General features: G+C 51.3%; 26 protein-coding genes. 11 read left to right on the plus strand and 15 right to left on the minus strand.

What is annotated here, in order from left to right:
• Positions 1-21: 21 nt before the first annotated feature.
• From JFC11_RS00490 to JFC11_RS00500, 3 genes are all read right to left on the minus strand, one after another.
• On the minus strand, positions 22-1,497 hold the full coding sequence (locus JFC11_RS00490) for a TolC family outer membrane protein (RefSeq protein WP_198348462.1): 1,476 nt from the start codon (positions 1,495-1,497) through the stop codon (positions 22-24).
• 381 nt (positions 1,498-1,878) lie between these two features.
• Entirely contained in the window at positions 1,879-2,724 is an 846-nt protein-coding gene (locus tag JFC11_RS00495) for a fructosamine kinase family protein (RefSeq protein WP_038482355.1), read from the minus strand.
• A 12-nt stretch (positions 2,725-2,736) separates the two neighbouring features.
• Complete coding sequence (locus tag JFC11_RS00500) at positions 2,737-2,889, minus strand: hypothetical protein (RefSeq protein WP_176472049.1); 153 nt, start codon at positions 2,887-2,889, stop codon at positions 2,737-2,739.
• 96 nt (positions 2,890-2,985) lie between these two features.
• Between JFC11_RS00500 and JFC11_RS00505 the strand changes: the two genes are divergently transcribed.
• Positions 2,986-3,297, plus strand: a complete 312-nt coding sequence (locus JFC11_RS00505; RefSeq protein WP_038482352.1) for a YqfO family protein — start codon at positions 2,986-2,988, stop codon at positions 3,295-3,297.
• 60 nt (positions 3,298-3,357) lie between these two features.
• Here the strand turns inward: JFC11_RS00505 and JFC11_RS00510 are convergent, their stop codons facing one another.
• Positions 3,358-3,915, minus strand: coding sequence for an NUDIX hydrolase (locus JFC11_RS00510; protein ID WP_038482349.1), 558 nt, complete (start codon positions 3,913-3,915; stop codon positions 3,358-3,360).
• Between the two features lie 94 nt (positions 3,916-4,009).
• Here JFC11_RS00510 and JFC11_RS00515 point away from each other — a divergent pair, with 94 nt between their 5' ends.
• The 4 genes from JFC11_RS00515 to JFC11_RS00530 are packed head-to-tail and all read left to right on the plus strand — an operon-like array spanning position 4,010 to position 7,595.
• The gene (locus tag JFC11_RS00515; protein ID WP_198348463.1) at positions 4,010-4,669 is read left to right on the plus strand and encodes a CoA pyrophosphatase; all 660 of its coding nucleotides are present in this window, start codon (positions 4,010-4,012) and stop codon (positions 4,667-4,669) included.
• On the plus strand, positions 4,666-5,355 hold the full coding sequence (locus JFC11_RS00520) for a 2OG-Fe(II) oxygenase (protein WP_198348464.1): 690 nt from the start codon (positions 4,666-4,668) through the stop codon (positions 5,353-5,355). The genes JFC11_RS00515 and JFC11_RS00520 overlap by 4 nt, the downstream gene beginning before the upstream one ends.
• A 6-nt stretch (positions 5,356-5,361) precedes the next feature.
• The gene (locus JFC11_RS00525; RefSeq protein ID WP_120385535.1) at positions 5,362-6,894 is read left to right on the plus strand and encodes a PAS domain-containing sensor histidine kinase; all 1,533 of its coding nucleotides are present in this window, start codon (positions 5,362-5,364) and stop codon (positions 6,892-6,894) included.
• A gap of 32 nt (positions 6,895-6,926) precedes the next feature.
• Complete coding sequence (locus tag JFC11_RS00530) at positions 6,927-7,595, plus strand: response regulator transcription factor (RefSeq protein WP_038482337.1); 669 nt, start codon at positions 6,927-6,929, stop codon at positions 7,593-7,595.
• Here JFC11_RS00530 and JFC11_RS00535 read toward each other — a convergent pair.
• Entirely contained in the window at positions 7,588-8,553 is a 966-nt protein-coding gene (locus JFC11_RS00535; RefSeq protein ID WP_038482333.1) for a L,D-transpeptidase family protein, read from the minus strand. The genes JFC11_RS00530 and JFC11_RS00535 overlap by 8 nt on opposite strands.
• A gap of 482 nt (positions 8,554-9,035) precedes the next feature.
• Between JFC11_RS00535 and JFC11_RS00540 the strand changes: the two genes are divergently transcribed.
• Positions 9,036-9,497: a PRC-barrel domain-containing protein gene (locus JFC11_RS00540; RefSeq protein WP_095602451.1), complete on the plus strand. Its 462-nt coding sequence runs from the start codon at positions 9,036-9,038 to the stop codon at positions 9,495-9,497.
• Positions 9,498-9,709: 212 nt separating this feature from the next.
• Here the strand turns inward: JFC11_RS00540 and JFC11_RS00545 are convergent, their stop codons facing one another.
• The 3 genes from JFC11_RS00545 to JFC11_RS00555 form a co-directional block, all read right to left on the minus strand.
• Positions 9,710-10,132: an OsmC family protein gene (locus tag JFC11_RS00545; protein ID WP_038482328.1), complete on the minus strand. Its 423-nt coding sequence runs from the start codon at positions 10,130-10,132 to the stop codon at positions 9,710-9,712.
• Between the two features lie 105 nt (positions 10,133-10,237).
• Positions 10,238-11,125 carry a flagellar motor protein MotB gene (locus tag JFC11_RS00550; RefSeq protein ID WP_038482325.1) on the minus strand — a complete coding sequence of 296 codons (888 nt, stop codon included), beginning with the start codon at positions 11,123-11,125 and terminating at the stop codon, positions 10,238-10,240.
• A 3-nt stretch (positions 11,126-11,128) separates the two neighbouring features.
• Positions 11,129-11,917: a MotA/TolQ/ExbB proton channel family protein gene (locus JFC11_RS00555; RefSeq protein WP_009722471.1), complete on the minus strand. Its 789-nt coding sequence runs from the start codon at positions 11,915-11,917 to the stop codon at positions 11,129-11,131.
• A gap of 247 nt (positions 11,918-12,164) precedes the next feature.
• On the opposite strand from JFC11_RS00555, the gene JFC11_RS00560 reads away from it, so the two are divergent.
• The gene (locus JFC11_RS00560; protein WP_038482321.1) at positions 12,165-13,070 is read left to right on the plus strand and encodes a DMT family transporter; all 906 of its coding nucleotides are present in this window, start codon (positions 12,165-12,167) and stop codon (positions 13,068-13,070) included.
• Here the strand turns inward: JFC11_RS00560 and JFC11_RS00565 are convergent.
• From JFC11_RS00565 to JFC11_RS00590, 6 genes are all read right to left on the minus strand, one after another.
• Positions 13,024-13,869 (minus strand): MOSC domain-containing protein, encoded by an 846-nt coding sequence (locus JFC11_RS00565; RefSeq protein ID WP_038482318.1) that lies wholly within the window; start codon positions 13,867-13,869, stop codon positions 13,024-13,026. The genes JFC11_RS00560 and JFC11_RS00565 overlap by 47 nt on opposite strands.
• A 106-nt stretch (positions 13,870-13,975) precedes the next feature.
• Positions 13,976-14,971, minus strand: a complete 996-nt coding sequence (gene gntR / locus JFC11_RS00570) for a gluconate operon transcriptional repressor GntR (RefSeq protein WP_038486559.1) — start codon at positions 14,969-14,971, stop codon at positions 13,976-13,978.
• A gap of 132 nt (positions 14,972-15,103) precedes the next feature.
• Complete coding sequence (locus JFC11_RS00575; protein WP_084183663.1) at positions 15,104-15,628, minus strand: gluconokinase; 525 nt, start codon at positions 15,626-15,628, stop codon at positions 15,104-15,106.
• Positions 15,629-15,640: 12 nt separating this feature from the next.
• Positions 15,641-16,921 carry a TRAP transporter large permease gene (locus JFC11_RS00580; protein WP_009722466.1) on the minus strand — a complete coding sequence of 427 codons (1,281 nt, stop codon included), beginning with the start codon at positions 16,919-16,921 and terminating at the stop codon, positions 15,641-15,643.
• A 2-nt stretch (positions 16,922-16,923) separates the two neighbouring features.
• Positions 16,924-17,550 (minus strand): TRAP transporter small permease, encoded by a 627-nt coding sequence (locus JFC11_RS00585; RefSeq protein ID WP_038482315.1) that lies wholly within the window; start codon positions 17,548-17,550, stop codon positions 16,924-16,926.
• Positions 17,551-17,622: 72 nt separating this feature from the next.
• A complete protein-coding gene (locus JFC11_RS00590) occupies positions 17,623-18,696 on the minus strand; it encodes a TRAP transporter substrate-binding protein (RefSeq protein WP_038482312.1) in 1,074 nt (357 codons plus the stop codon).
• Between the two features lie 249 nt (positions 18,697-18,945).
• On the opposite strand from JFC11_RS00590, the gene JFC11_RS00595 reads away from it, so the two are divergent.
• On the plus strand, positions 18,946-19,395 hold the full coding sequence (locus JFC11_RS00595) for a MarR family winged helix-turn-helix transcriptional regulator (protein WP_038482309.1): 450 nt from the start codon (positions 18,946-18,948) through the stop codon (positions 19,393-19,395).
• Between the two features lie 158 nt (positions 19,396-19,553).
• Positions 19,554-19,979, plus strand: coding sequence for an organic hydroperoxide resistance protein (locus JFC11_RS00600; protein WP_038482306.1), 426 nt, complete (start codon positions 19,554-19,556; stop codon positions 19,977-19,979).
• On the opposite strand, the gene JFC11_RS00605 is transcribed toward JFC11_RS00600, so the two are convergent.
• Positions 19,976-20,671 (minus strand): aspartate/glutamate racemase family protein, encoded by a 696-nt coding sequence (locus JFC11_RS00605; RefSeq protein ID WP_038482302.1) that lies wholly within the window; start codon positions 20,669-20,671, stop codon positions 19,976-19,978. The two genes, JFC11_RS00600 and JFC11_RS00605, sit on opposite strands and share 4 nt — an antisense overlap.
• Positions 20,672-20,825: 154 nt before the next feature.
• Between JFC11_RS00605 and yghU the strand changes: the two genes are divergently transcribed.
• The gene (yghU, locus tag JFC11_RS00610) at positions 20,826-21,689 is read left to right on the plus strand and encodes a glutathione-dependent disulfide-bond oxidoreductase (protein ID WP_038482299.1); all 864 of its coding nucleotides are present in this window, start codon (positions 20,826-20,828) and stop codon (positions 21,687-21,689) included.
• Positions 21,690-21,850: 161 nt separating this feature from the next.
• On the plus strand, positions 21,851-22,081 hold the full coding sequence (locus JFC11_RS00615; RefSeq protein ID WP_038482296.1) for a DUF2798 domain-containing protein: 231 nt from the start codon (positions 21,851-21,853) through the stop codon (positions 22,079-22,081).
• Positions 22,082-22,207 lie beyond the last annotated feature (126 nt).

Genomic DNA, 22,207 nt, shown 5'->3' on the forward strand with positions numbered 1-22,207 from the left:
GAAAACTAACAACTCGCTAGCTTATGCGCCCGGCGTGGGTGGAGCGCCAATATCCATAGCCCGCTGGTAGGCGTCGGGGTCGCCGCTTTCGGGCAGCGTGAAGTTCACCTCATCCCCCGTTAGCCACGCATTGACTTCTTCAATCGCCTCAACGTCTAACAGGCCCGCCTGCTGACGCAGAGAGAGCAAGTTCACCACATAGTCATAACGCGCTTCAGCATAGTTGGCGATAGCGTTATAGAGGTTTTGTTCAGCGTTCAACACGTCCACGATATTACGTGTGCCTACTTCATAACCGGCACGGGTAGCTTCTAAAGCACTGCGGTTAGAGACGATTGCCTGCTGACGAGCCTCAACGGTATCAACGTTGTTGCTGACCTGGGTATAGAGTGAACGCACTTGCTGGATAGTCGTACGGCGTTGGGACTCGAAATCGTATTGGCTACTTTCTAACTGGAAGGTACCTTGGCGGATACGAGCGCTGGTGCTGCCACCGGTATAAATAGGCAAGTTCGCTGAGACACCCACTTGGCTTGATGTGTTGTAGCCACTCACCAAATCACTATCGCTGTCCGAGTACTGGTAGTTAGCAAATGCTTGAACCGTCGGCATACGTCCGGCACGCGCCAGCTCGACGCCCACGCGAGAAAGCTCAATACCCGCCTGCTGCGCTAATACCTGCGGATTACGCTCTATTGCTTGCTCTACCCAATAGTTACGATCCGTGGGGCTCGGCAGGGCGATAGGCATGCTGTCGCCAAGTGCATCGATATTGGCATAACGTTGCCCAGTTAGTTGTTCAAGTACCTCAAATGCCACCTGAAGATTGCTTTCTCCAGCAATGCGGTCAGCGCGGGATTGATCAAAACTCGCCCGCGCTTCCTCTACTTCAGTGATGGCAATGAGGCCAACTTCAAACTGTTCCTGGGCCTGTTCTAACTGGCGGCCAATCGCACGCTCTTGAGCTAAGCGCGCTTCGAGCACTTCGTGGGCACGTAAAATATCAAAATAAGCGGTAGCAACATCAATCAACAATTGCTGTTCAGTAGCGGCCAATAGGTACACTTGTTGATCAATCTGACGCTCAGCCTGATTCACTTCCTCACGCGTGACGGCATTAAATAGTGCCTGGGTCGCTTCAAGCTTTAACGACGCCGTATTATAACGATCATCGCCAACACCCCCACCATCTACATTAGAAGCAGCACCAGCACTCTGCTCCCCTCTTGAGGAGGACTGGCTTTCATACTTCTGGTTATGAATGACATTGCCAGAGGCATTTACCTGAGGCAACAGAGCACCACTTGCCACATCGCTTGCCGCTTCAACACTTGAAAACTCAGCGCGTGCTGAGGCCAAGGCAGCGTTATTGTTAAGCGCATCGCGGGTGATATTGACTAAATCTGCCGCTTGAGCAGGCAGGATGAAAGAAGATGTCAGCACTGCTAATAGCAGGGGACGAAAAGGGGCATTGACTGCCCAGTGTGCCAGTCGCATGGGATTGCCTCTAGGTGTCAACGTAGGGTGGCGATAATGATAGCCATTCTGAAAGGTGGCATTATAGTTACATTCATGTATGTATGCTAGGCTTGAACTTAGCCTAAATATATGAACAGCGTCACGTATAGATAACCGCACAACACAAGACTCTTTATTACCTTAGTCCAAAGCCCCATGAGCTTGCAGCTTTTTAGCACTCCTTTTGCTCACTCGAATATTAAGTGAACTGTGTTACAGCTAATGTAAATAACACGCTAACTCAAGTGAGCGTTTGAGTCTCTCAACAACATGCGAGAGTAATTGGCAATCCAAACAGATAGCTAATAAAGCGAGAAAAACAGCACCATCACCACTATTGCTCCGTCAAACGCTGACCCATTAACTCTCAACAGCTTCCAACACTGCTACACAGCGTTCAACGGCACTGCGATACTCTGAACCAAATAACAGTAGATGGTTAAGCAATGGATAAAGCTGAAACAGCGCTTCGCGTCTTGGCCAGTCGGTTGGCTTATCGCCGTTCCAGTAAGCATCAAAAAAAGGTGCACCAGGCGACCCAAACAGGGTCAGCATGGCCAAATCAACGTCGGGATAATGGCGATAAACAGCAGGATCAATCAGTGCTGGCCCTCTAGTGGTCGTCAGCACATTACCCGACCATAGGTCACCGTGAATAAGGCTGGCAGGCGAATCTGGCAGCCATGTTTCTAGTTGCTCTGCTTGGTGTTCAACACGGCGGCACAACGCGCCATTCAGTAGGCCCTGCTGATAACAAGCTTGAGTAAGAGGCAGTAGACGCCGTTCGCGCTGAAACGCACGACCATCTGCCAGTGGGGAGTTGGGTTGGGGCGTACGCCCACACGCATTGTCCTGATGCCAGCCATGGGCATCACCTATCACACCATGCAACTCACGCAGCCCTTCGCCTAAAGCGACGCTACTTTGGGTATTTGCGGGTTGGGTATCGAGTGACTCTATCACCAGCCACCCCATCGTCTCTCCCAGCACCTCAGGTATCACTAATGAAGTGCCCGCCCCCTTGAGCGCGCGGAGCCCTTCTGCTTCACCAAGCAATCGCGCGGAATCGTCGTGTTTGATAACGACTTGCCCTTGGCGGGTAGTTAAGGCGTAAACAGCGGCTATGTCACCACCACTGAGTGGCTGAAGCTTATCAGTGGGGATTAATCCCAGCGTATCTAGTAAATCGCGCAAAGTGGCATCCATGACTCTCTCCGCTCAAGGTGCATGTACTCTTGCTCCTCTCATTGAGGCCAAGTCCACATCGAAATCTAGCAGCGCTTGGTTATAGATCAAATAGGCTAGATTAATGGTCGCAAGTCCCCAGCGGTATGCTGGCCCAACCATTCGCATCACCGCAAGTTTATCCATCGACACACTCACTTGCCCTATAATTTGAAATATTGCCTTACAACGCCTCCACTAGGGCTCTTACGCAATCGTTTATTAATTAGGATACTGGTGACTATGTACAAGCTTGCTTTTTTTGTTCCCGTTGAAGATGCCGAGAGTGTTAAAGAAGCGGTCTTTGAGACAGGAGCTGGCCGACTTGGTGATTATGAGGCCTGCTGTTTTCAAACCCACGGTACCGGCCAGTTCCGCCCGCTAGAGGGCGCACACCCCCATATTGGACACGTAGGGTCACTTGAAACTGTCGAAGAAGTGAAGGTTGAACTTGTTTGCCGCGATGAGTATATACGGGCAGCGATTGCGGCATTGAAGTTAGCCCACCCCTATGAAGAGGTGGCCTATGATGTTTGGCAATTGGCCGAGCTGTAATTCAGTAATACAAGGCTTTAATAGATGATGTTGCTAGCAACGCCTAAACAGCAATAAAGCTTAGGCACTGCCAAAATATCGCTCCCTATCTTCAGGGGTAATCGAGCTGATGTGCAGCGGGTAGTGCGCATTTTTACGGTCTTCATAGAAGTGCTTTAACGTGCGCTCAATCGTTGGAAAAGCAAGCTCATCCCAAGGAATTTCATGCTCTTCGAACAGCGCTACTTCCAAGCTTTCAGGGCCTGCGCTAAAGCCACCGAGAAGCTCTGCACGGAAAATCATATACACTTGATTGATATGAGGCAGATCAATGAGCGTGTATAACCCCTCCAGTTTGACCTCTGCAACGGCCTCCTCCCAGGTCTCGCGTGCGGCGGCCTGCTGAGTGGTTTCGGCGTTTTCCATATAGCCCGCGGGGAGTGTCCAATACCCTTTACGCGGAGAAATCGCCCGTTTACACAGCAATATTTTATCGTCAATCACCGGCAGCGTACCCGCCACAATACGCGGATTCTGGTAATGAATAGTGCCACAGGCATCGCATAAATAGCGCGAACGGTCATCGCCTTCAGGAACAGCAAAACGGACTTTTTCACCACACTGACTACAAAAATTCATCGCGTTTTCTCTACGGCTGATGGGGCAAGGCTTTAACGTACTTGACGTCAATAACCGCTGCTGGGTAAAAGAGAACAAAGTAAATGGAAGCCCTATGTTAGAGAAACTGCGCAAACAACTGCAACAGCACTCCCCCCAACGGCTAGACCACGTTGTAATGCCCGAGGCTGCCGTGCTAATGCCTATTGTTGAGCGTCCATCGCCCACGCTGCTGTTTACACGGCGAGCGAGCCATCTCAGCACTCACAGTGGCCAAGTGGCATTTCCCGGCGGCAAACGCGAGGCCTGCGATGCCGATCTCTATGCGACGGCTCTTCGCGAGGCACAAGAAGAGATTGCGCTAGCGCCTTCCTTTGTACAACCCTTGGGAAGGTTATCAGACGTTATTTCACTACATGGCATCCGAGTTACGCCCTGGGTCGGCATTATTCCGCCAGATTTACCATTGGTAGCAGATCCCTCAGAACTAGACACCATTTTTGAAGTGCCACTCAGCCATTTTCTAGACGACAGGCGCACCCACACCGATGTAATAACGGTAGATGGCGTTGCTCACTACGTACCTAGCTACCATGTCGACGGCCACGTGATTTGGGGGCTTTCTGCCATGATGCTGGTAGAACTACTGGCGGAAGGGTTTGGCATGCCAATTGACCTTTACCAGCGCCCACCAGGGGCGTTACATCACTACCCTGAGAGAAGCAGTCGCCTACCAAAAGCAGCTCGCATGCCGACTAAGAGAACCATGAAATGATTGCCTCTTCAGCGCCAAACTCTTTACCCAATGGCAATAGCCCCCCAGCGATCAACCCTATCGCCCATATTGCACTGGTCGATGCGCTCGTTGAGCAAGGCTGGTACGTGGGTAACAACGTGATAGACCTTGATCTTTGCCAAACGCTGCACCGAGAGCTGAACCATATGGCCGAACACGATGTGCTTGATGAGGCTGGCATTGGCCGCGGTAAAGAACATCACCTTCGCAAAGATATTCGCGGCGATGCCATTCACTGGTTGGATAGAGAAAGCGCAGCCCAGCGCCGCTACCTTGACGCCATGGCAGAACTCCAGCTATCCCTCAATCAAGCGCTTTTCCTGGGGTTGTTTGAGTATGAGGCCCACTTTGCCCACTACCCGCCCGGCGCGTTTTATCAACGCCACTTAGACAGTTTTCGAGGGCGAGCTAACCGGGTTATTTCAACCGTCGGTTACTTAAACCCTCAGTGGCCCTTAGATGGCGGTGGCGAAATGGTCATTTATCACCCCGACAACCCTTCTCTGGAAGTCGCCCGCGTAATGCCTGAAGCAGGTACGTTCGCCTGCTTTTTATCCGAAACCATTCCCCACGAGGTGCTGCCAACCCAGCATCCGCGTGCCAGCATCGCTGGCTGGTTTAGGCGCAACGCCTCGCTGGGTGGCGTGCTCGACCCGGCGCGCTGAAACACTATGGACACCAGTAACGAAGCCACATTAATCGCCAGAATCAAAGCCCTAGAAGCGCAAAATGCAGTGCTAGAAGAAGAGAAACGTCATTATCAGTGGCTGGCAGAAAGCACCACTGATTTGATATCTCGCCATGCCCGCGACGGTACTTTTTTATATGCCTCTCAAGCGGCGAGAGACTTATTAGGGTACGAACCGGAAGAGCTGATTGGCGTGTCTGCCTATCAGCTGTTTCATCCCGCCGACCTAAGTGATCTGCTGAACAAATCACCCCGGGTCTACTATCACGACGGTTTTTATCAGCAAACGTATCGGTTTCGGGCTAAAGCAGGTCACTACATCTGGTTTGAAACCACCAGCCGAACCCGCCGAGATGATGCCACAGGCGAGCTAATTGATATTTTATGCGTCTCTCGGGACGTGAGCCGCCGAGTTCATGCCGAAGCCACAAGAGAGCGTTTAGCACAGGTGGTCGAATCCACTACCGACTACGTACTTTTTTTAGGGCCTAATCAGCATATTTTTAGTGCCAACGAAGCGGCACGGCGCTGTTTTTCACTCCCACGAGATGCCATGCAAGTTGCCCTGTCAGCGCTTTACCCTAGTGACTCGTTGGCACTATTGGAGCAGGTGGTATTCCCCGCCGTTGAACGCTATGGCTCCTGGAGCGGCGAGCTGGAAATGCTCAGCACGCACGGCTTAGTTCCCGTGCTTAGTGTCGTGCTTACCCACCGCAGCCGAGGGGCAGAACCAGGGCACTTTGCATTAATTAATCGCGATATTAGCGTGCGTAAAGCTGCCGAAGCCCAGGCACGTCGGCACCAAGAACAAATTGCCCATGCCAATCGGTTAGCTGCCGCCGGAGAGCTTGCGTCTAATATTGCTCATGAACTCAATCAGCCCCTTGGTGCAATCGCCAACTACACCAGTGGCGCCCTTTTGAAAACAACGCACACGCCCAACTTACCCGCCAGTGAGCTACGACTGCCACTGGCCCGCATTGATGAGCAAGTACAGCGTCTTGCCGAACGACTCCGCCATATGCGCAGCTTTGTGCGTAAACGCAGCCACTGTGTCAGGCCCCTGGTGCTTGAACAGGTCATTGCCGCCGCCTTTCAACTGTGCGACTGGCAGTATAAACAGGCCTCAGTTCAACTTACCCAACAATTGCCCCACGGGTTGCCACGTATTTATGCGGACCCTATTGCCCTTGAGCAAGTAATCGTTAACCTATTGCTCAACGCGCTAACCGCGAGCCGTGATACCCCTGGTGCCGATCAGGTCATCGTTTCAGCGCTAAAAAGCGGCAATCGACAGCTGACTCTTAGCGTTGAAGACCAGGGCCCAGGTGTAGCGCCAGCACATCAAGACACCATTTTTGATGCCTTCTTCACCACCCGCGATGAAGGGTTGGGAATGGGCTTGGCAATTAGCCGTTCGCTAATTGAGAGCATGGGCGGGGCGCTTACTCTGCGCCCCCAACAAAGCGCGAAAGGCGCCTGCTTTGACATCACACTTCGCACAGAAACAATATGAATGCGCAATCAGTGCATTAACAGGGGCCAGTAATGACCAGCAGTGTTGAACGACAGTCTACCGCCACTATCGCGGTTGTTGATGATGATCAAGCATTGCGTGAATCGCTGGTTTGGCTGCTTGAATCCGTCGGATTAACCGCTCAAGCGTTTCATGACGGCGAGCAATTCTTAGCGAGTCAGCACGATAAGTTGGGCGCGCTGCTGCTTGATGTTCGCATGCCAGGAATGAGTGGACTGCAAGTGCAGCAGCAGTTGGTTGATCAAGGCAATACCCTGCCGGTCATTATGATGACAGGGCATGGTGATGTCCCCATGGCAGTGGCTGCACTAAAGAACGGCGCATTTGATTTTATTGAAAAGCCGTTTAATCACCAGCAGTTGATTGACAGCGTGCAACAGGCGTTGGGCGATGCTCATCAACAGCAACGCGCTAAGCAGCAGTTGGCAATGCTGCGAACACGTTACCAATCGCTACGCCCGAAAGAGCAGCGCATTGTGATTCATGTAGCAGAAGGAATGACCAGTCGTGAAATTGCCGAGCACATGGAGATTAGCGGTAAAACCGTCGAGGTCTATCGGTTAAGAGCCATGAAGGCCATGCACGCTGCAAATTTGGCAGAGCTGGTGCGACAAGCGGTGGCGCTGGAGCTCGTTTCCTCGCTCAGCGCCCCCCATGTTCATAGCGAACGGCCTAGCTAAGTGGAACAACCTGGCCATTGGCTTTTTCCAGCACATTACGCACCTGCTCGTAATCAATGCCGTGCTCATTACCTTCATGAGCCTCAATTAGGCTAACCACTTCTAACAGCGTTTCCATACCAAAACTCTGTTCATCCGTGGGCGTAAAAGCTTGAACATAGGCATTTCCGTTACTTTCCCAGCCCACCTTAACGGGGCTGTCGATAATGTTTACCTGCGTACCTACTGGAACACGCCAGAATACAGACTCAATGTCTTCTGGATGCATCCGAATACAGCCCCGGCTAGCACGCATGCCAATACCGTCTGGCTGATTAGTGCCATGAATTAAGTAGCCTGGGATATCCAGCAAAATAGCGTATTGCCCTAACGGATTATCTTCACCTGGTGGAACAACCGCGGGCGCAGGATCACCGCGCTCAGCAGCTTCTTGGCGAATAGACTCAGGTGGATACCATGCAGGGTTCTCAAGACGCATAGTGGTCTTAGTAATGCCCAGCGGCGTATTGTACGCATCGCGACCAATGCCAATAGGATACGTCTCTACTCGCGGCGCCTTGCCCTCTTCCACCTCTGGATAATAATAGAGTCTAAGCTCAGCAACATTAATCACAATGCCAGTACGCGGCTCATCTGGCAGAATATATTGGCCGGGTATTTTCACCTCAGTACCTTCGCCAGGTATCCAAATACTGGTATCTGGATTGGCCATACGAATCTCTTCGTAACCCACATTATGCTCACGGGCAATGTCGAGCAGGGTATCCTCTTTTTTCGCCGTAACGGTATACACCTCGCCCACCATATTCCCTTCATCAGGGAGCAAAAAGTGGCCTTTGGGTAATTCACTTTCACTAGCAACGGCACTGGATGCAAACAACCAAGCTCCCAGAGCTACGCTGCTAGCCCACAATTTTTTAACCTGTCGAAGCGTTTGATACCGCGCGGCAACTGTCATGGGGTCTCCTTTATTATATGGTCCCAAGGCGCTACCTGCTGTTGAGCAGGCTGCAGTGGGGACAATTTGCGTACGAATATGAACAAGCGGTCTGAATGGGTCAATTCGATAGACTGTCGCAGCAATCTCAACGGCCAACGTGGGTGAGACGTCTCATTGAGAGTGATTTTAACGTTTATTAATAAATCTAACACGTCCTGGTTTAACGCTGATGTGCATTTGAAGTGATCTTAGTTAAGAGTTCTTCATTAGCGTTGCAATACAGCTCATAGCACCTACCTTTAGAAGTGCCTGTGCACAGCAACGTGTCGGGCTTCACTCATCACCAACAGGAACAGTAGCGCCACCCATCAAAAGGAACCGACTGGGTAGCGTTGGCTAGCAAGGAGCCCGAAAAACGCCAACCAGTTTATCGCTACTACGTTACTTAGGGATTAACAGACAGTTGTTAACCCCTTCATAAAAATGCAAGGAGCAAAACGATGAAAACGACTTTTCTCAGCACGCTGGTTATTCCTACCTTAATTGCCGTCGCCGGCATTGCCTACGCAAGTGATGACAATCAGACCGGCATGGAAGCTTCTTACTTGACCCAAACGCCGCAAGGAACTTTCCACTCAGACTCTCTGACGGGCAATCAAGTAAAAAGCAGCGTTGAAGATGATGAAGACATCGGCACCATCAATGATTTAATCATTGATGAGGATGGGCAAATTAATGCTGTTGTTGTCGGCGTTGGTGGTTTCCTTGGTATGGGCGAAAAAGATGTCGCTATCGAATGGGATTCGCTTGAACTTACCAAGGATGAAGATGGCGAAGATTACATTATATCGGTAAACGCCTCTCAAGAAGCGTTGGAAAGTGCCGAAGAGTATGAGCGTGGCAATGACCTTCATACAGAACGCGATACTGAGATGAATAACAGCGAAAATGACGACGAGTAACGCGTGTTTTAACAAGCGGCTTTCGCAAACATAAATCCTGTTAAACTCGACTGCTATAGGGCCTTGCTTAGATGCAAAGCCCTCTTCACAAGTGACTTTTCATAAGCGCTTTTTCATAAGTGCTTGAAGCGGCTATTGTGCTTCCCCGAAAAAGAGATCATAAAAAAGCGCTGCATGTCTGCAGCGCTTTTCGGCGTTATCTGGCGTTCGAATCACCCCTTTAAGGTTGCGTCCATAGTAATGTCAGCATTTAATACTTTGGAAACAGGGCAGTTCGCTTTAGCTGTTTCAGCAGCTTCTTGAAAGGCTGCGTCATCGGCACCGCTTACGCTGGCTACAACGTCCAAATGAATACTGGAAATATCGAAACCATCTGCACTTTGTGAAAGCGTTACACGCGCATTGGTATCAATAGCATCAGCGGTAAAGCCTTTCTCTCCAAGAATCATGGAAAGCGCCATTGAGAAACAGCTTGCATGGGCAGCGCCAATTAACTCTTCCGGTGTGGTGCCGGGTGCTCCTTCAAAGCGCTGTTTGAACGAATAGCCAGCATCCAATGCTCCACTTTCCGTCGCCACATTGCCTTGACCATCTTTGAGTCCACCTTCCCAACGTGCGCTTGCTTTACTATCCATTCCGTTCTCCTTTCCTTTGATAGTTAGCGTAAACTCGTTTTAAGGACGCAAACACTACGTCCGCCAACTCAATCAGCGTAGCTGATTCTATCGCCGCTGCCGAATTTACTCGGCAGACAGACTGTCTAATTGTGCAGCTACATCACGTTCTGTACTGCTTTGCTCTGTAATGCCCTGCAGTGATCGAATGGAACGCTCTCCACGCTCTTCAAAAGAGTCGTTAAGATCGATCCTTAACTCAACGCGGCGATTGTCCGCCCGCCCTTCAGGCGTGTCATTGGAAGCCAACGGCCTAGTATCAGCGAAGCCTTGTATCATCAGTCGCTCTGCCGTTAGCTCTTCAGTGGCAACAAGCACGTTTGCAACAGAAGACGCACGCAACGCGGACAAATCCCAGTTACTTCGAAAACGGGACGTGCGGATAGGCACGTTGTCCGTATGCCCCTCAATTGAAACCGTTCCGGTGACAGCAGCTAATACCGTTGCCAGCTCTTCCAGCAGATCAGCAAACGCGGGCATGACATCGGCGTTACCAGAGCCAAATGTGCCCTGCTCAGAAATCCTGACGACCACTCGAAACTGATCGACCTCAATGTCGGCAACACCTTCTAACGACGATGCTTTAAGCAAATCTTCGAGACTAGCGGCCACTTGAAGGGTTCGCTGCTGTCGTTGTACATCCAGCATGCTACGCATGGATTCCAACTGTGGTTGCTGCTGGGTAGTTCGTTGTCGCACTTCGTCTAACAAGGTGCGGTCAGGTACTGCTGGAGAAAACTGCTGGAATACCGCACTGGTCCCCATAGGGATTTGGGTAGCCTCAACATCGCGCTGCACGCCGAAGGCTTTTGATAGCTCCTCCGCCACACGGCGAAACTTTTCAGCATCAATTTCTGCAAACGACAATAGCAACACAAAAAAGCATAACAATAGCGACATTAAATCTGCGTATGTCACCATCCAAGCAGGAATATTGGTCTGTTTTTGCGCCATGGATTACGTTCGCTCGCCAGCAGGGCCGGTTTCACCTGAACCTGGCAAGCCACGGTGCTCAGGGGGCAAATAGATGGTCAGCATTTGCTCAAGCACTCGTGGATTTTTATCGCTCTTAATGGCAATCAGCGCGTCGATCCACAGCTCCTGCATTTTGGCTTCCTGGTTCATCCGCACCCATAGTTTTTGAGCGATCGGGTTGGCGATCATCGTTGCAATCATTGCACCATATAAGGTGGTTAACAGAGCAACCGCCATAGCAGGCCCAATTAAAGAAGGGTCGCCCATATTGGAAAGCATTTGTACCAAACCTACCAGGGTGCCAATCATTCCCATCGCGGGAGACACTTCACCTAACGCCGAAAATACTTGGCCGCCTGCTTCGTTTCGTTCCAGCGTCAACAGGCGCTCTTTTTCCATCATATCTTTAATCATTTCGGCGCTGTAGCCGTCGGCCAACATTTGTAGGCCTTTCTTAAGAAACGGAGAATTCACCTCTCGGCTTTCTAACGCAATCATCCCCTCACGGCGGGCAACTTTCGCCAGCTCGACTAATTCATCGATACTTGCTTGAACGCTAGGCAACTGGAATTTAAACGCCCGCGCCGCCGCTTTTAAGGCAAATTTAAATTGGGTGATACTAAACTTTGCCAACACAACAAACAGGCTTCCCCCGACCACTAGCAGCAACCCCGTCGGGTTCATAAACACCTCAGGCGAAGTGCCCATGATTACAGAGGCCCCCACTAACACAGCAGCCCCTACCAAACCTATTAGCGTTGCGAGATCCACGGCCTTCCCTCAAGAATGTAAAAAAATGCTAACTAGCGATTTGCCGAGACAGTAGAGTTTCCTTGCAACAGCGTCAACGCCAAATCGATAACGTTACACAGGTTGACAAACGCACTAACTCTTTTTTAGCAAACGCTGATGCACGGGCAGTCTTGGGTATTCGCTTTCCAACGCTTTATCGTTAAGCTGAGCAGCACTATGGCACTCACCACACCTATGGTCGCCGCAATGAACCTAAGGACACATCATGTCATCGGCTGATGCGCTGCGTTTGGTTTTGCTCTCCTCCCTATGGGGACTGTCGTTTATTTTTATGCGCGTCGCAGTACCGGAGTTTGGCCCAGTCCCGCTCGTGCTAATAAGGATGGGCATAGGCGCACTGCTTTTAGTGCCATTGCTAATGAGCCTGCGCTATCTAACGCTCATTTGGCAGCATAAAGGGGCGTTATTGATTTTAGGCATCATTAACCATGTGCTGCCTTTTTCATTACTGGCCTTAGCAACGACGCGCTTAGAAGCAGGTTTTACATCGCTTATTAACGCCACTACGCCAATCTTTACCGCGTTATTGGGCGCTGCTTTTTTTGCCACACCCATTCAGCGCCAACAATATCTAGGGTTAGCGTTGGCGTTGTTTGGTGTGTATGTGCTTTCTGCTGATCGGCTAGACTTCGCCCTAGGCGGCGACGGCTGGTTTATTGTTGCCGTACTCGGCGCGACGTTTTGTTATGGGCTTGCCGGTAACTACTCGAAAACGCGCTTGAGTCATCTACCCAGCCGCGTGCTGGCGGCCGGTAGCAGCGCGATGTCAGCATTGATATTACTCGTACCTGGTCTGCTGCTCTGGCCAAGCGAGCCAGTCAGCGTGCTCGCCTGGGGTAACGCCCTGGCGCTGGCGATGCTAAGCACCACACTCGCGTTCCTGCTTTACTTCGGTCTATTAGCCAGTGCAGGCGCTACCGCCACGTCAACCGTCACTTTTTTGATTCCCGTCAGCGCGCTGCTGTGGGGATATTTACTGCTTGATGAAACGCTTAGCCTTCAAGTGGTGACTGGCATGGTGATTACCCTGTTAGGCACCGCCATTGCCACCCGGCTATTAAAGTTTAGGTCTCGCGGTGCGTTGACACCACCTCGTCCCCCACACGAATAGTGCCTCCTTGCCCTGTGGTCAGCGTGGCATTTTGGCCAAAGTGAGCACCCTTCAGGTGAGGCTGAGTGTTCAGAGAAAGCAGTGTTTTCAGTGGTTCTGCCTGCGCCGGTATGGTGCCAGTATGCTGATCAACCGTGGTGATTTTGCAGCGCTGACAGGGCTTACGAAGCGTCAGCTCATAGCCGCCTTCACCCGCGAGTGTTGCCCACTGGTCTTCCGCCCAGGCATCATCACAGTCGACCACAATATTCGGCCGAAAACGGTTCATCGGTACAGGGGATTGTCCATTGGCAACAAGTGCTTGATTCAAAGCATCCAGAGAGCCGGTGGTGGTTATCAGGAAAGGGTAGCCATCAGAAAAGTAGGTATGGGCCTCGCCTCCCGCCAGAAAATCCTCTTCAACAGAACGCGTAAACTCTGTAGCAAAGCGCACCAAACTGATGCCTTGTGCTTGCTCCCCCAGCGCCGCCACAAGCCAGCGGGATACGTCGTCGCTTTCTGGCAGTGCTTTGCAGTGGTCGTTCCACACTTTTACAAGACGCAAATTGCCTTGGGGGTCTTCAAGGGGAATCGCGATCGGATCTACCTTGGGGTGAGAGAGCACCAGTGCTTGATCGGTTAATTCAACAGCGATGGTCGCAAGCTCTGGTAGCTGGCGCTGGGTGACAAAACGCTGCTGAGCATCCACTAACATCCACCGGCGATCCCAGGCCAACCCATGGTCATGGAGTTCACTTTGGGTAACGTTAATTCCCTTTAAGGATTTAACCGGATAGACAATGAGTTGGGTAATATTCACGGCGGTCTCATGCTCTCTATAGCGATTTTTTTAATGGCTTTTTTAATGACCAATCTTTAATTAACAGCCTATCGAGTTTACTGGCTCGCCGCTAGCTATCTAGAAACTAAAGTGTTTTACCCGTCTCAATTCGATACCCCAAATCCATTACTTGGTGTTCAGGTGCTTCGCCACGAATGCGCGACAATAGCGCTTTCGCAGCGACTTCCCCAATGGCTTGCCGAGGTGTAATGACACTGGCAAGGCGCGGGCTCATCGCCTGGCCGACATCGTGGCCATGAAACCCAGCAATCGCCATCTGTTCGGGGACATTAATGCCATGGCGCAAACACTCAAAGTAAGCCCCCACCGCAACATCGTCGTTGGTGCAGAAAACACCATCGGCACTAGGGTGATCTCGTTGAATTTCCTGCATAAGCGCCGCCCCGACGCTATAGGAAGAACGCTGACTGCTCTGCAGCGTTATCGGCTTTAAGCCATGCTCTTCCATAGCTTGGCGATAGCCTTGCTCGCGCTGGCGTGTCCGCTCATCCAGACGCACAGCTAGATAAATCACCTGACGCCTGCCACGGCGAATCATCTCACTGACCATATCGTAAGCGGCCTGCACGTTATCGTAACCCACCGCCTGCTGTAGTGGCGGGCGACGGGTATCCATAATTTCCACAATAGGAATACCAGCTGTCTCCAACATTCGCAGGCTACGCGGCGTGTGATCGCGGTCAGACAAGATGACGCCATCCACATTATAAGAGAGCAGCGAGGCCAAACTGCGCTCTTCAAGCTCAGGGCTGTAACCGTAGTGAGAGAGCATCAAGTGATAGCCAGCAGGCTCGGTGTACGCTTCGATACCGACAATGACATCAGCAAATACCTGGTTGGTCAGCGATGGTACCAACACGCCGATAGAGTGGCTGGTAGCCCGAGAAAGCAGGTCTGGTGCCCGATTGGGAATATAGCCAATCTGTTCAGCAACGCTGAAAATACGTTCGCGAAGTCCTTCTGATACCGTATCAGGGTCCCGCAAGCAGCGACTGACGGTCATTTTTGTCACGTCAACGCGATCAGCAATATCTTGTAATGTCGGGCGTTTTTTCTTCAATGGCGTCACTGACTGTTCTGTTAAGTGCGTAAGTCTGTTAAGTACGTAAGCCTACTAAATACAGGTCTGTTAAATGCGCAGGGGCCATACCATAGCGAATAGTACGGCCCCTCGCCTATCCCATCCTTTAGCCTAATGAACGCGTAGCGTAGGCGCTAGCGCCGCCGTAAAGTGCTCGACAATCTCGCTAGGCGATAGCGCAATGGAGACCGTCATCGCTTCATCACTGCTTGGCGGCTCTAAATCGGCGAGCTGGCTTGCCAGCATATTATCACCTTTAAAGAAGTGCCCTGCCCTGGTTGCTAACCGTTCACGCAGAAGCGCATGGCTTCCTTCTAGATATAAAACATGCAGCGCAGGGTCACCTTCGCGCAGGCGATCCCGATAGCGTTTTTTAAGGCCGGAACAGGCGATGACCACGGATGCATTGCGCGCTTTGTGAGCCGCGAACAAGTCAGCAAGCGTTGCCAGCCAGTCACGACGATCGTTGTCATTGAGTGGCGTGCCGCTGGCCATTTTCGCCACATTAGCCGGTGAATGATGGTCGTCACCGTCAATAAACGTTGCGCCCAGCTCTGCTGCTAACTGTTGTCCGATATGCGACTTCCCTGATCCAGAAACACCCATGACAAGAATACGATGTGATGGCTTATTCACTCGATGCTCCTATCAATTGCCGCGCACGGCGGTGAGGTCAGGCAGCCAAGTAACGATGCCAGGGAACGCAATCAGCACCACCAGAACAACGATCAAGGCGGCGTAGTAAGGCAGCATGGCTTTTACCAGAGACTCCATAGACACCTTGCCGACACCACACCCAACGTACAGACAGGTACCAACTGGCGGGGTTAACAACCCAATGCCTAAAATAAAGGCCATTAGAACGCCAAAGTAAGCGGCATCAACACCCACCGATGTCACGATCGGTGCAAGCATTGGCGCCATAATCACCATGGCTGGCGTTAGATCCATTACAAACCCCACCAACAGCAGTAGCCCCGCCACAATCAGCAGCAGCAAAAACGGCTCCTGGGTAATCGCCTGTACTTGGCGCACTAAGGTTTGTGGAACCATGTTAATGGTTAAAAACCAGGCAATAACGGTGGCAAAAGCCAACAACATCATCACCATGCCAGTAAGCCTTGCGGTGCGAATTAACATACCGCCCAACTCGCTGAGCTTAAATTCACGGTATACCAGCAGGGAAATCGCCAACGAATAGAGCAGCGCAGCAACGGCGGCTTCTGTGGCGGTAAACACGCCGCCAATAATGCCGCCAATAACGATCACAGGAAGTACCAGGGCTAGCCAGGCATCCTTAAACGCTTTCCACAAGCGATCCCAGCGGAATTGGCGAACGCCGCCACCCTGCTTGCTCGCTAGAATAAAGGTGGTCACCATTAGCGCCGCGCCAATTAACAGGCCAGGCACAATCCCCGCGATAAACAGACGACTGATCGACGTCTCGGTAACAATGCCATATAAAATAAGCGGTATAGACGGTGGAATAATAATGCCGATCACCGACGATACGGTGTTAATCGCCGTGGCATTTGCGGCGGTGTAACCTTGCTGTTTCATTGAGGGGATCATCATCGCGCCGGTCGCTGCGGTATCCGCAACCGCCGAACCGCTGATCCCGCCAAAAAACATCGAACCGGTAATGGCTACCTGGCCAAGCCCGCCGCGCATAAAGCCAACTAACGCGCCAGCAAGCTCCATCAAGCGTCGTGCAATGCCACCATTACTCATCACTTCGCCGACGAGAATAAAGAAGGGAATCGCCAGTAGCGGGAAGCTATTCACGCCACGAATTGACTGCTCAATCATAATCGATAGCGGGATATCAGACAGCACCGCCATGACTAAGGCTGCTACCCCTAGGCCAAACGCAATCGGCAAACCAATCACAATAGACGCCAATAATATGGCTAGAAAAATCCACAGCATGATTAACGCTCCCCTGGCAAGTCAGCCGATTGGCGATGTGGTTGACGAATAACTCCCACGCTGATCCACATACGCCAGAGCGATACCGCCGCGATAAAAATGACGCACAACACCAACGAAAGGCTGACCAAACTTAGCGGTACGCCCATGATCGCGGAGCGTCCGCTTGAGCGCGTGAGCACTTGATAACCACCCCAAATCATCACTAGCATCAATCCAGTAATAGTCAGGTGTTGTAAGAAATAGAGCATGTGCGCAACACGCAATGGCAAACGTCTCACCAGCGCATCGACAGCAATATGCTCATAGCGTGCAAACGCCGCCGCTGCGCCGATAAAGACCAGCCAAATAAACAGCATGCGCGCTAGCTCATCGACCCAAGGCAGTGAATGATTGAACACAGAGCGGCCAACGACATTACTGGAAACCGCGACAATCAGCGCCGCCAAAATAGCGCCAATCAAATACTCCATAGCGAGTGTTAACCAGCGGAACAGCGCAGGACCCTGACGCGTCTCAGTATCAATTTCAAGCAGCTTGCGATTAGGGTCGTTCAAATAAACCGACGGATCTTCCAACGTTGGTGCTGTAGAGGTCACCACGTTTGGGGGAGTAGAGGAGGTAGTCATAAGAACTCCGAGGGGCACTGACAAGTCGGGCAGGCGTGTGGGCCTGCCCGATGGTGCGCTATACGCAGCAGATTAGTGGCTGCTGTCTTCGACGATTTGTTGAATTTCAGCGATCAGATCTTCACCGATACGCGGCGCCCACTCTTCATAAACAGGCTGCACGGCGTCTTGGAAAGCGGCTAACTGCTCATCATCTAAGCGGGTAATTTGCATACCGCGTGCTTCTAACTGATCACGCGACCAGTCGTCATACTCGGCAGAAAGTTGGATTTCGTACTCAGCCGACTGTCGGGCGGCTTCCTGCACCAGCGCTTGATACTCAGGCGCCATGCGGTTCCAGGTACGCTCGGAAAGCATCATGATAAATGGCGTATAAACGTGACGCGTTTCAGTGCCGTAATCCTGCACTTCATTGAAGTTAGAAGTAAGGATGGTGCTCCACGGGTTTTCCTGGCCGTCTACAACGCCTTGCTCAAGCGCCGAAAATAGCTCGCCGAAGGCCATTGGTGTTGGGTTGGCACCTAACGCTTCCCAAATTGCCAGGTGAACCGGGTTTTGCATCGTACGAACACTGAGGCCGCGAACGTCCAGGCCCGCCACATCTTCTGGTGATTCGACAGGGCGTGCACTGTTAGACAACTGACGATAGCCGTTTTCAGAGAACGTCAGCGCTTTTAAGCCTGTACCCTCGAACGCATCCAGCATTCCCTGAGCCACGTCACTCTGCATAACAGCCACTGCGGCTTCTCGGCTCGGTAGTAGGAACGGCAAATCAAATGCTGACAGTGCCTCCACGTACCCAGTCGTTGCAGAGCTTGAAGGATAGGTCATATCCAACGTGCCGGTTTGCAGCATTTCCATCATTTGGACATCGTCGCCCAATTGGCTGTTGGGAAAAACATTGACCGTAATACGACCATCGGTACGCTGCTCAAGAATTTCACCGAAGTACTGGCTAGAGAGAAACTGCGGCGATGTTTCGGACAGGCCAATGCCCATACGCAGAGTGTGGCTTCCGTGGTCAGCCACTACGTCGCCTTCAATCGCGGGCGGATCAGAAAGTTCAGGGCCTTGCGCATGTGCCATGCCAAAAGTCAGAGTGGTCGCGCCGACCAGAGTAAGCGTGCTGCGCCAAATCGTTGTCATGACGTTATCTCCAGAATAGTCGTTGTTGTTGGTTGGCTATTTACCGAAAGGCTATCGAATCGTATCGGCCATTAGGTTTGCGGTTTATGTTCCAACAAATTGTTACCGGTAACATTCGATACGTGAAGGCTAGCCATCGCAGCACTCGGTGTCAAAACAAAACGTCCAACTTACGACCAACGTCTAGGGATAGCTACTCACTTCCCCGCGCGCTACATTACGCGTTATGCACCCTGTCCTGGAGTCGAGATGCCAGCGCTAGACCCTTGTAGCGAATTAGAGCTAGATCACCAGCTCTGCTTTGCGCTGTATTCAACATCACTGATGATGACCAAAGTTTATAAACCTCTGCTCAAAGAGCTGGGGCTCACTTACCCGCAATACCTCGCCATGCTGGTACTGTGGCAAGAAGATGGCCTAACAGTAGGTGCCCTAAGCAAACGCTTACTTACAGATCCTGGCTCATTAACGCCACTACTAAAACGGCTTGAAAGTGACCAGCTACTTATCCGGCAACGTAGCCTGCAAGATGAACGTGTCGTCGAGTTATTCCTGACCGATAAAGGCCGCTCGCTTCGTGAACAGGCGCGCCATATCCCTGGCTGTGTCGTCAACGCCAGCAAAACGTCGGTTGAAGCACTCAACCAACTGAAAGAGGATTTAGTCCAACTGCGCGAAAACTTACTTAAGGTCAAGTAACCCGCTGAACGTTGTGACCGGGTAGGTAATTTCTTCAGCTATTTACTTGCGCGCAAAATAAAGCTGCACTAAATTAAAATCCCAAACGCACGCCATGGCTCATAATAACTATGTCCATAACAACCATGTCCATAACAACCAAGTTTAGGAAATAATCTATGTCTATTGAAACTGTTGCTTACCGCGCACATGCTCACGCCACTGGCGGCCGCGAGGGCCATGCTAAGTCCTCTGACGGCGCGCTGGATGTTCAGCTCAGCACACCCAAAGAGCTAGGTGGCGCCGGCGGTGAAGGCACCAACCCCGAACAGCTGTTTGCTGCGGGCTACTCTGCTTGCTTTTTAGGTGCTCTTAAGCACGTCGCCAGCCAGGAAAAAGTTAAACTGTCCGACGATACTCAGATCGATGGCAGTGTGGGTATTGGTGCCATTCCTACTGGCTTCGGCATTGAGGTTGAGCTGAAAATTAGCTTGCCTGGTTTGGAAAAAGACGTTGCCCAAGCACTGGTCGACAAAGCCCATATTGTTTGCCCCTACTCCAACGCTACCCGCGGAAATATCGATGTCACACTGACGCTGGTTTAATTACCTAGCGCCCACTCCACCGCTTTGCTTGCGTGCAGAGCGGTGGTGTCATAAAGCAGTATCTGGGTGTGTTTCTGCTCGACCAATAGCGCTATCTCAGTACAACCTAGAATGATCGCCTCAGCACCTTGCTGGTGTAGCGACGTCATAATATCCAGATAACGCTCACGCGATGAAGCGCGGATATGACCATGGCATAGCTCGTCGAAAATGATTTGATGAATCTCAGCACGCTCTTGTTCATTCGGAATGACGACATCAATCCCAAAGCGCTCTTTTAAGCGCGCCTTATAAAACTCCTGCTCCATCGTAAAACGGGTGCCTATCAATCCAACCCGAGCCACGCCATCAATCTGACATTTTTCCCCGGTAGCATCGGCGATGTGCAAAAAGGGAATCTGAATAGCGGACTCAATCGCAGGCGCGACGTTGTGCATGGTATTGGTGGCCAACAGCAAACATTCTGCTCCAGCCTTTTCAATGCGTTTGGAGGCGCTTGCGAGTAACTGGCCAGCAGTCTGCCAATCGCCCTGTTTTTGCAGAGTTTCTATTTCAGCAAAATCGACACTTACCATCACAATCTGCGCCGAGTGGAAACCGCCGAGTGCCTGATTAACGCCTTGGTTCAGCGCCTGATAATAGCTTTGTGTCGACTCCCAGCTCATACCGCCTAATACGCCAATAGTCCGCATAACATTTCTCCATGGTAAATAACTATTTATTATCAGGCTAACAACACACTATCCTTGTACCCACGTTTTAAGGCCCCATAACGCCTTAGTAGCCGCAACATTTCGGGTGAGTCGCTGCACCGCCCTTTTTTATTGTAGGAATAGCGAGGACATCATGAGCGACAACACGACCTATACGCCACCGCGAGTTTGGAAATGGGAACCTGGTAACGGTGGAAAATTCGCTAACATCAATCGCCCCGTTGCTGGTGCGACCCACGAGAAAGTATTACCCGTGGGTAAGCATCCACTGCAGCTTTACTCTCTTGCAACCCCAAACGGCGTAAAAGTCACCGTAATGCTTGAAGAGCTGCTGGAACAGGGTATTAAACAAGCGGAATACGATGCTCACCTGATACAAATTGGCGAAGGTGATCAGTTTGGCAGTGGCTTTGTTGAGGTAAACCCCAACTCTAAGATTCCAGCGCTAATGGATTACAGCACCACCCCGCCCCAGCGGGTCTTTGAGTCAGGTGCGATTCTGCTTTATTTGGCTGAGAAATTTGGTGCGTTCTTACCCAATGACCCGGCGAAGCGGACCGAGTGCCTATCCTGGTTATTTTGGCAAATGGGCAGCGCGCCCATGCTTGGTGGCGGCTTTGGTCACTTTTATGCTTACGCACCAGAAAAATACCAGTACCCGATTGATCGCTATACCATGGAAGTGAAACGTCAGTTGGATGTACTGGATCGCCACTTAGCGGATAACCGCTTTATGGCGGGTGATGAGTACACCATCGCGGATATGGCAATTCACCCATGGTACGGCGCACTGGTAAAAAACCGCGTGTATGAAGCCGCTGAGTTTTTAGAAGCTCATACCTATCAGAACGTCTTACGCTGGACCGATGAGATTGACGCACGCCCTGCCGTTCAACGTGGCCGAATGGTTAACCGCACCTGGGGAGAGCCTGGCGAACAGCTCCACGAGCGCCACGATGCCAGTGATTTTGATCACAAGACCGAAGATAAACGTTAAACCCAAGACAACTGTGAACCGGTAAGGCGGCCACATTGGCTAGCAATCGCTAAGGATGGCGATTTACCGTGTTCCACTATCGCTCTTTACTGCATTATCGATCCTGATTTAGTTAGCAATTTTTACTTCATTATTCATAGTGTGTCTGACAGAGGCAGTCCATGTTTGATCCAAAATACGCCCAGCTGATATTTTCTTTCTTAATGGCACTGTTTATGTCGTGCATTATGTCGCTGGTGATTACGCTCTACAATGTCGGCTTCATCGAGGGCATTGCCTTTGTTTGGTTGAAGGCATGGCTATTTGCTTTTGCGGTTGCTCTACCGGTCATTAACCTAGTATCTCCTATTGTACGGCGATTGGTTAAGGTGCTTATTAAGCACCCACACTGACCGCCTAAACTAACCGTTCACACTAATCTTCTATACTAAACACCTAAGCTGAGCACCTGCTTGTTTTTGACTTGACCAACAGCATTGGTGGAGCCGACAATTTTACGAGTGGTGCCGCACCACCAG

This window comes from Vreelandella alkaliphila (genome assembly GCF_016107625.1).
GTDB classification, from domain to species: Bacteria; Pseudomonadota; Gammaproteobacteria; order Pseudomonadales; family Halomonadaceae; genus Vreelandella; species Vreelandella alkaliphila.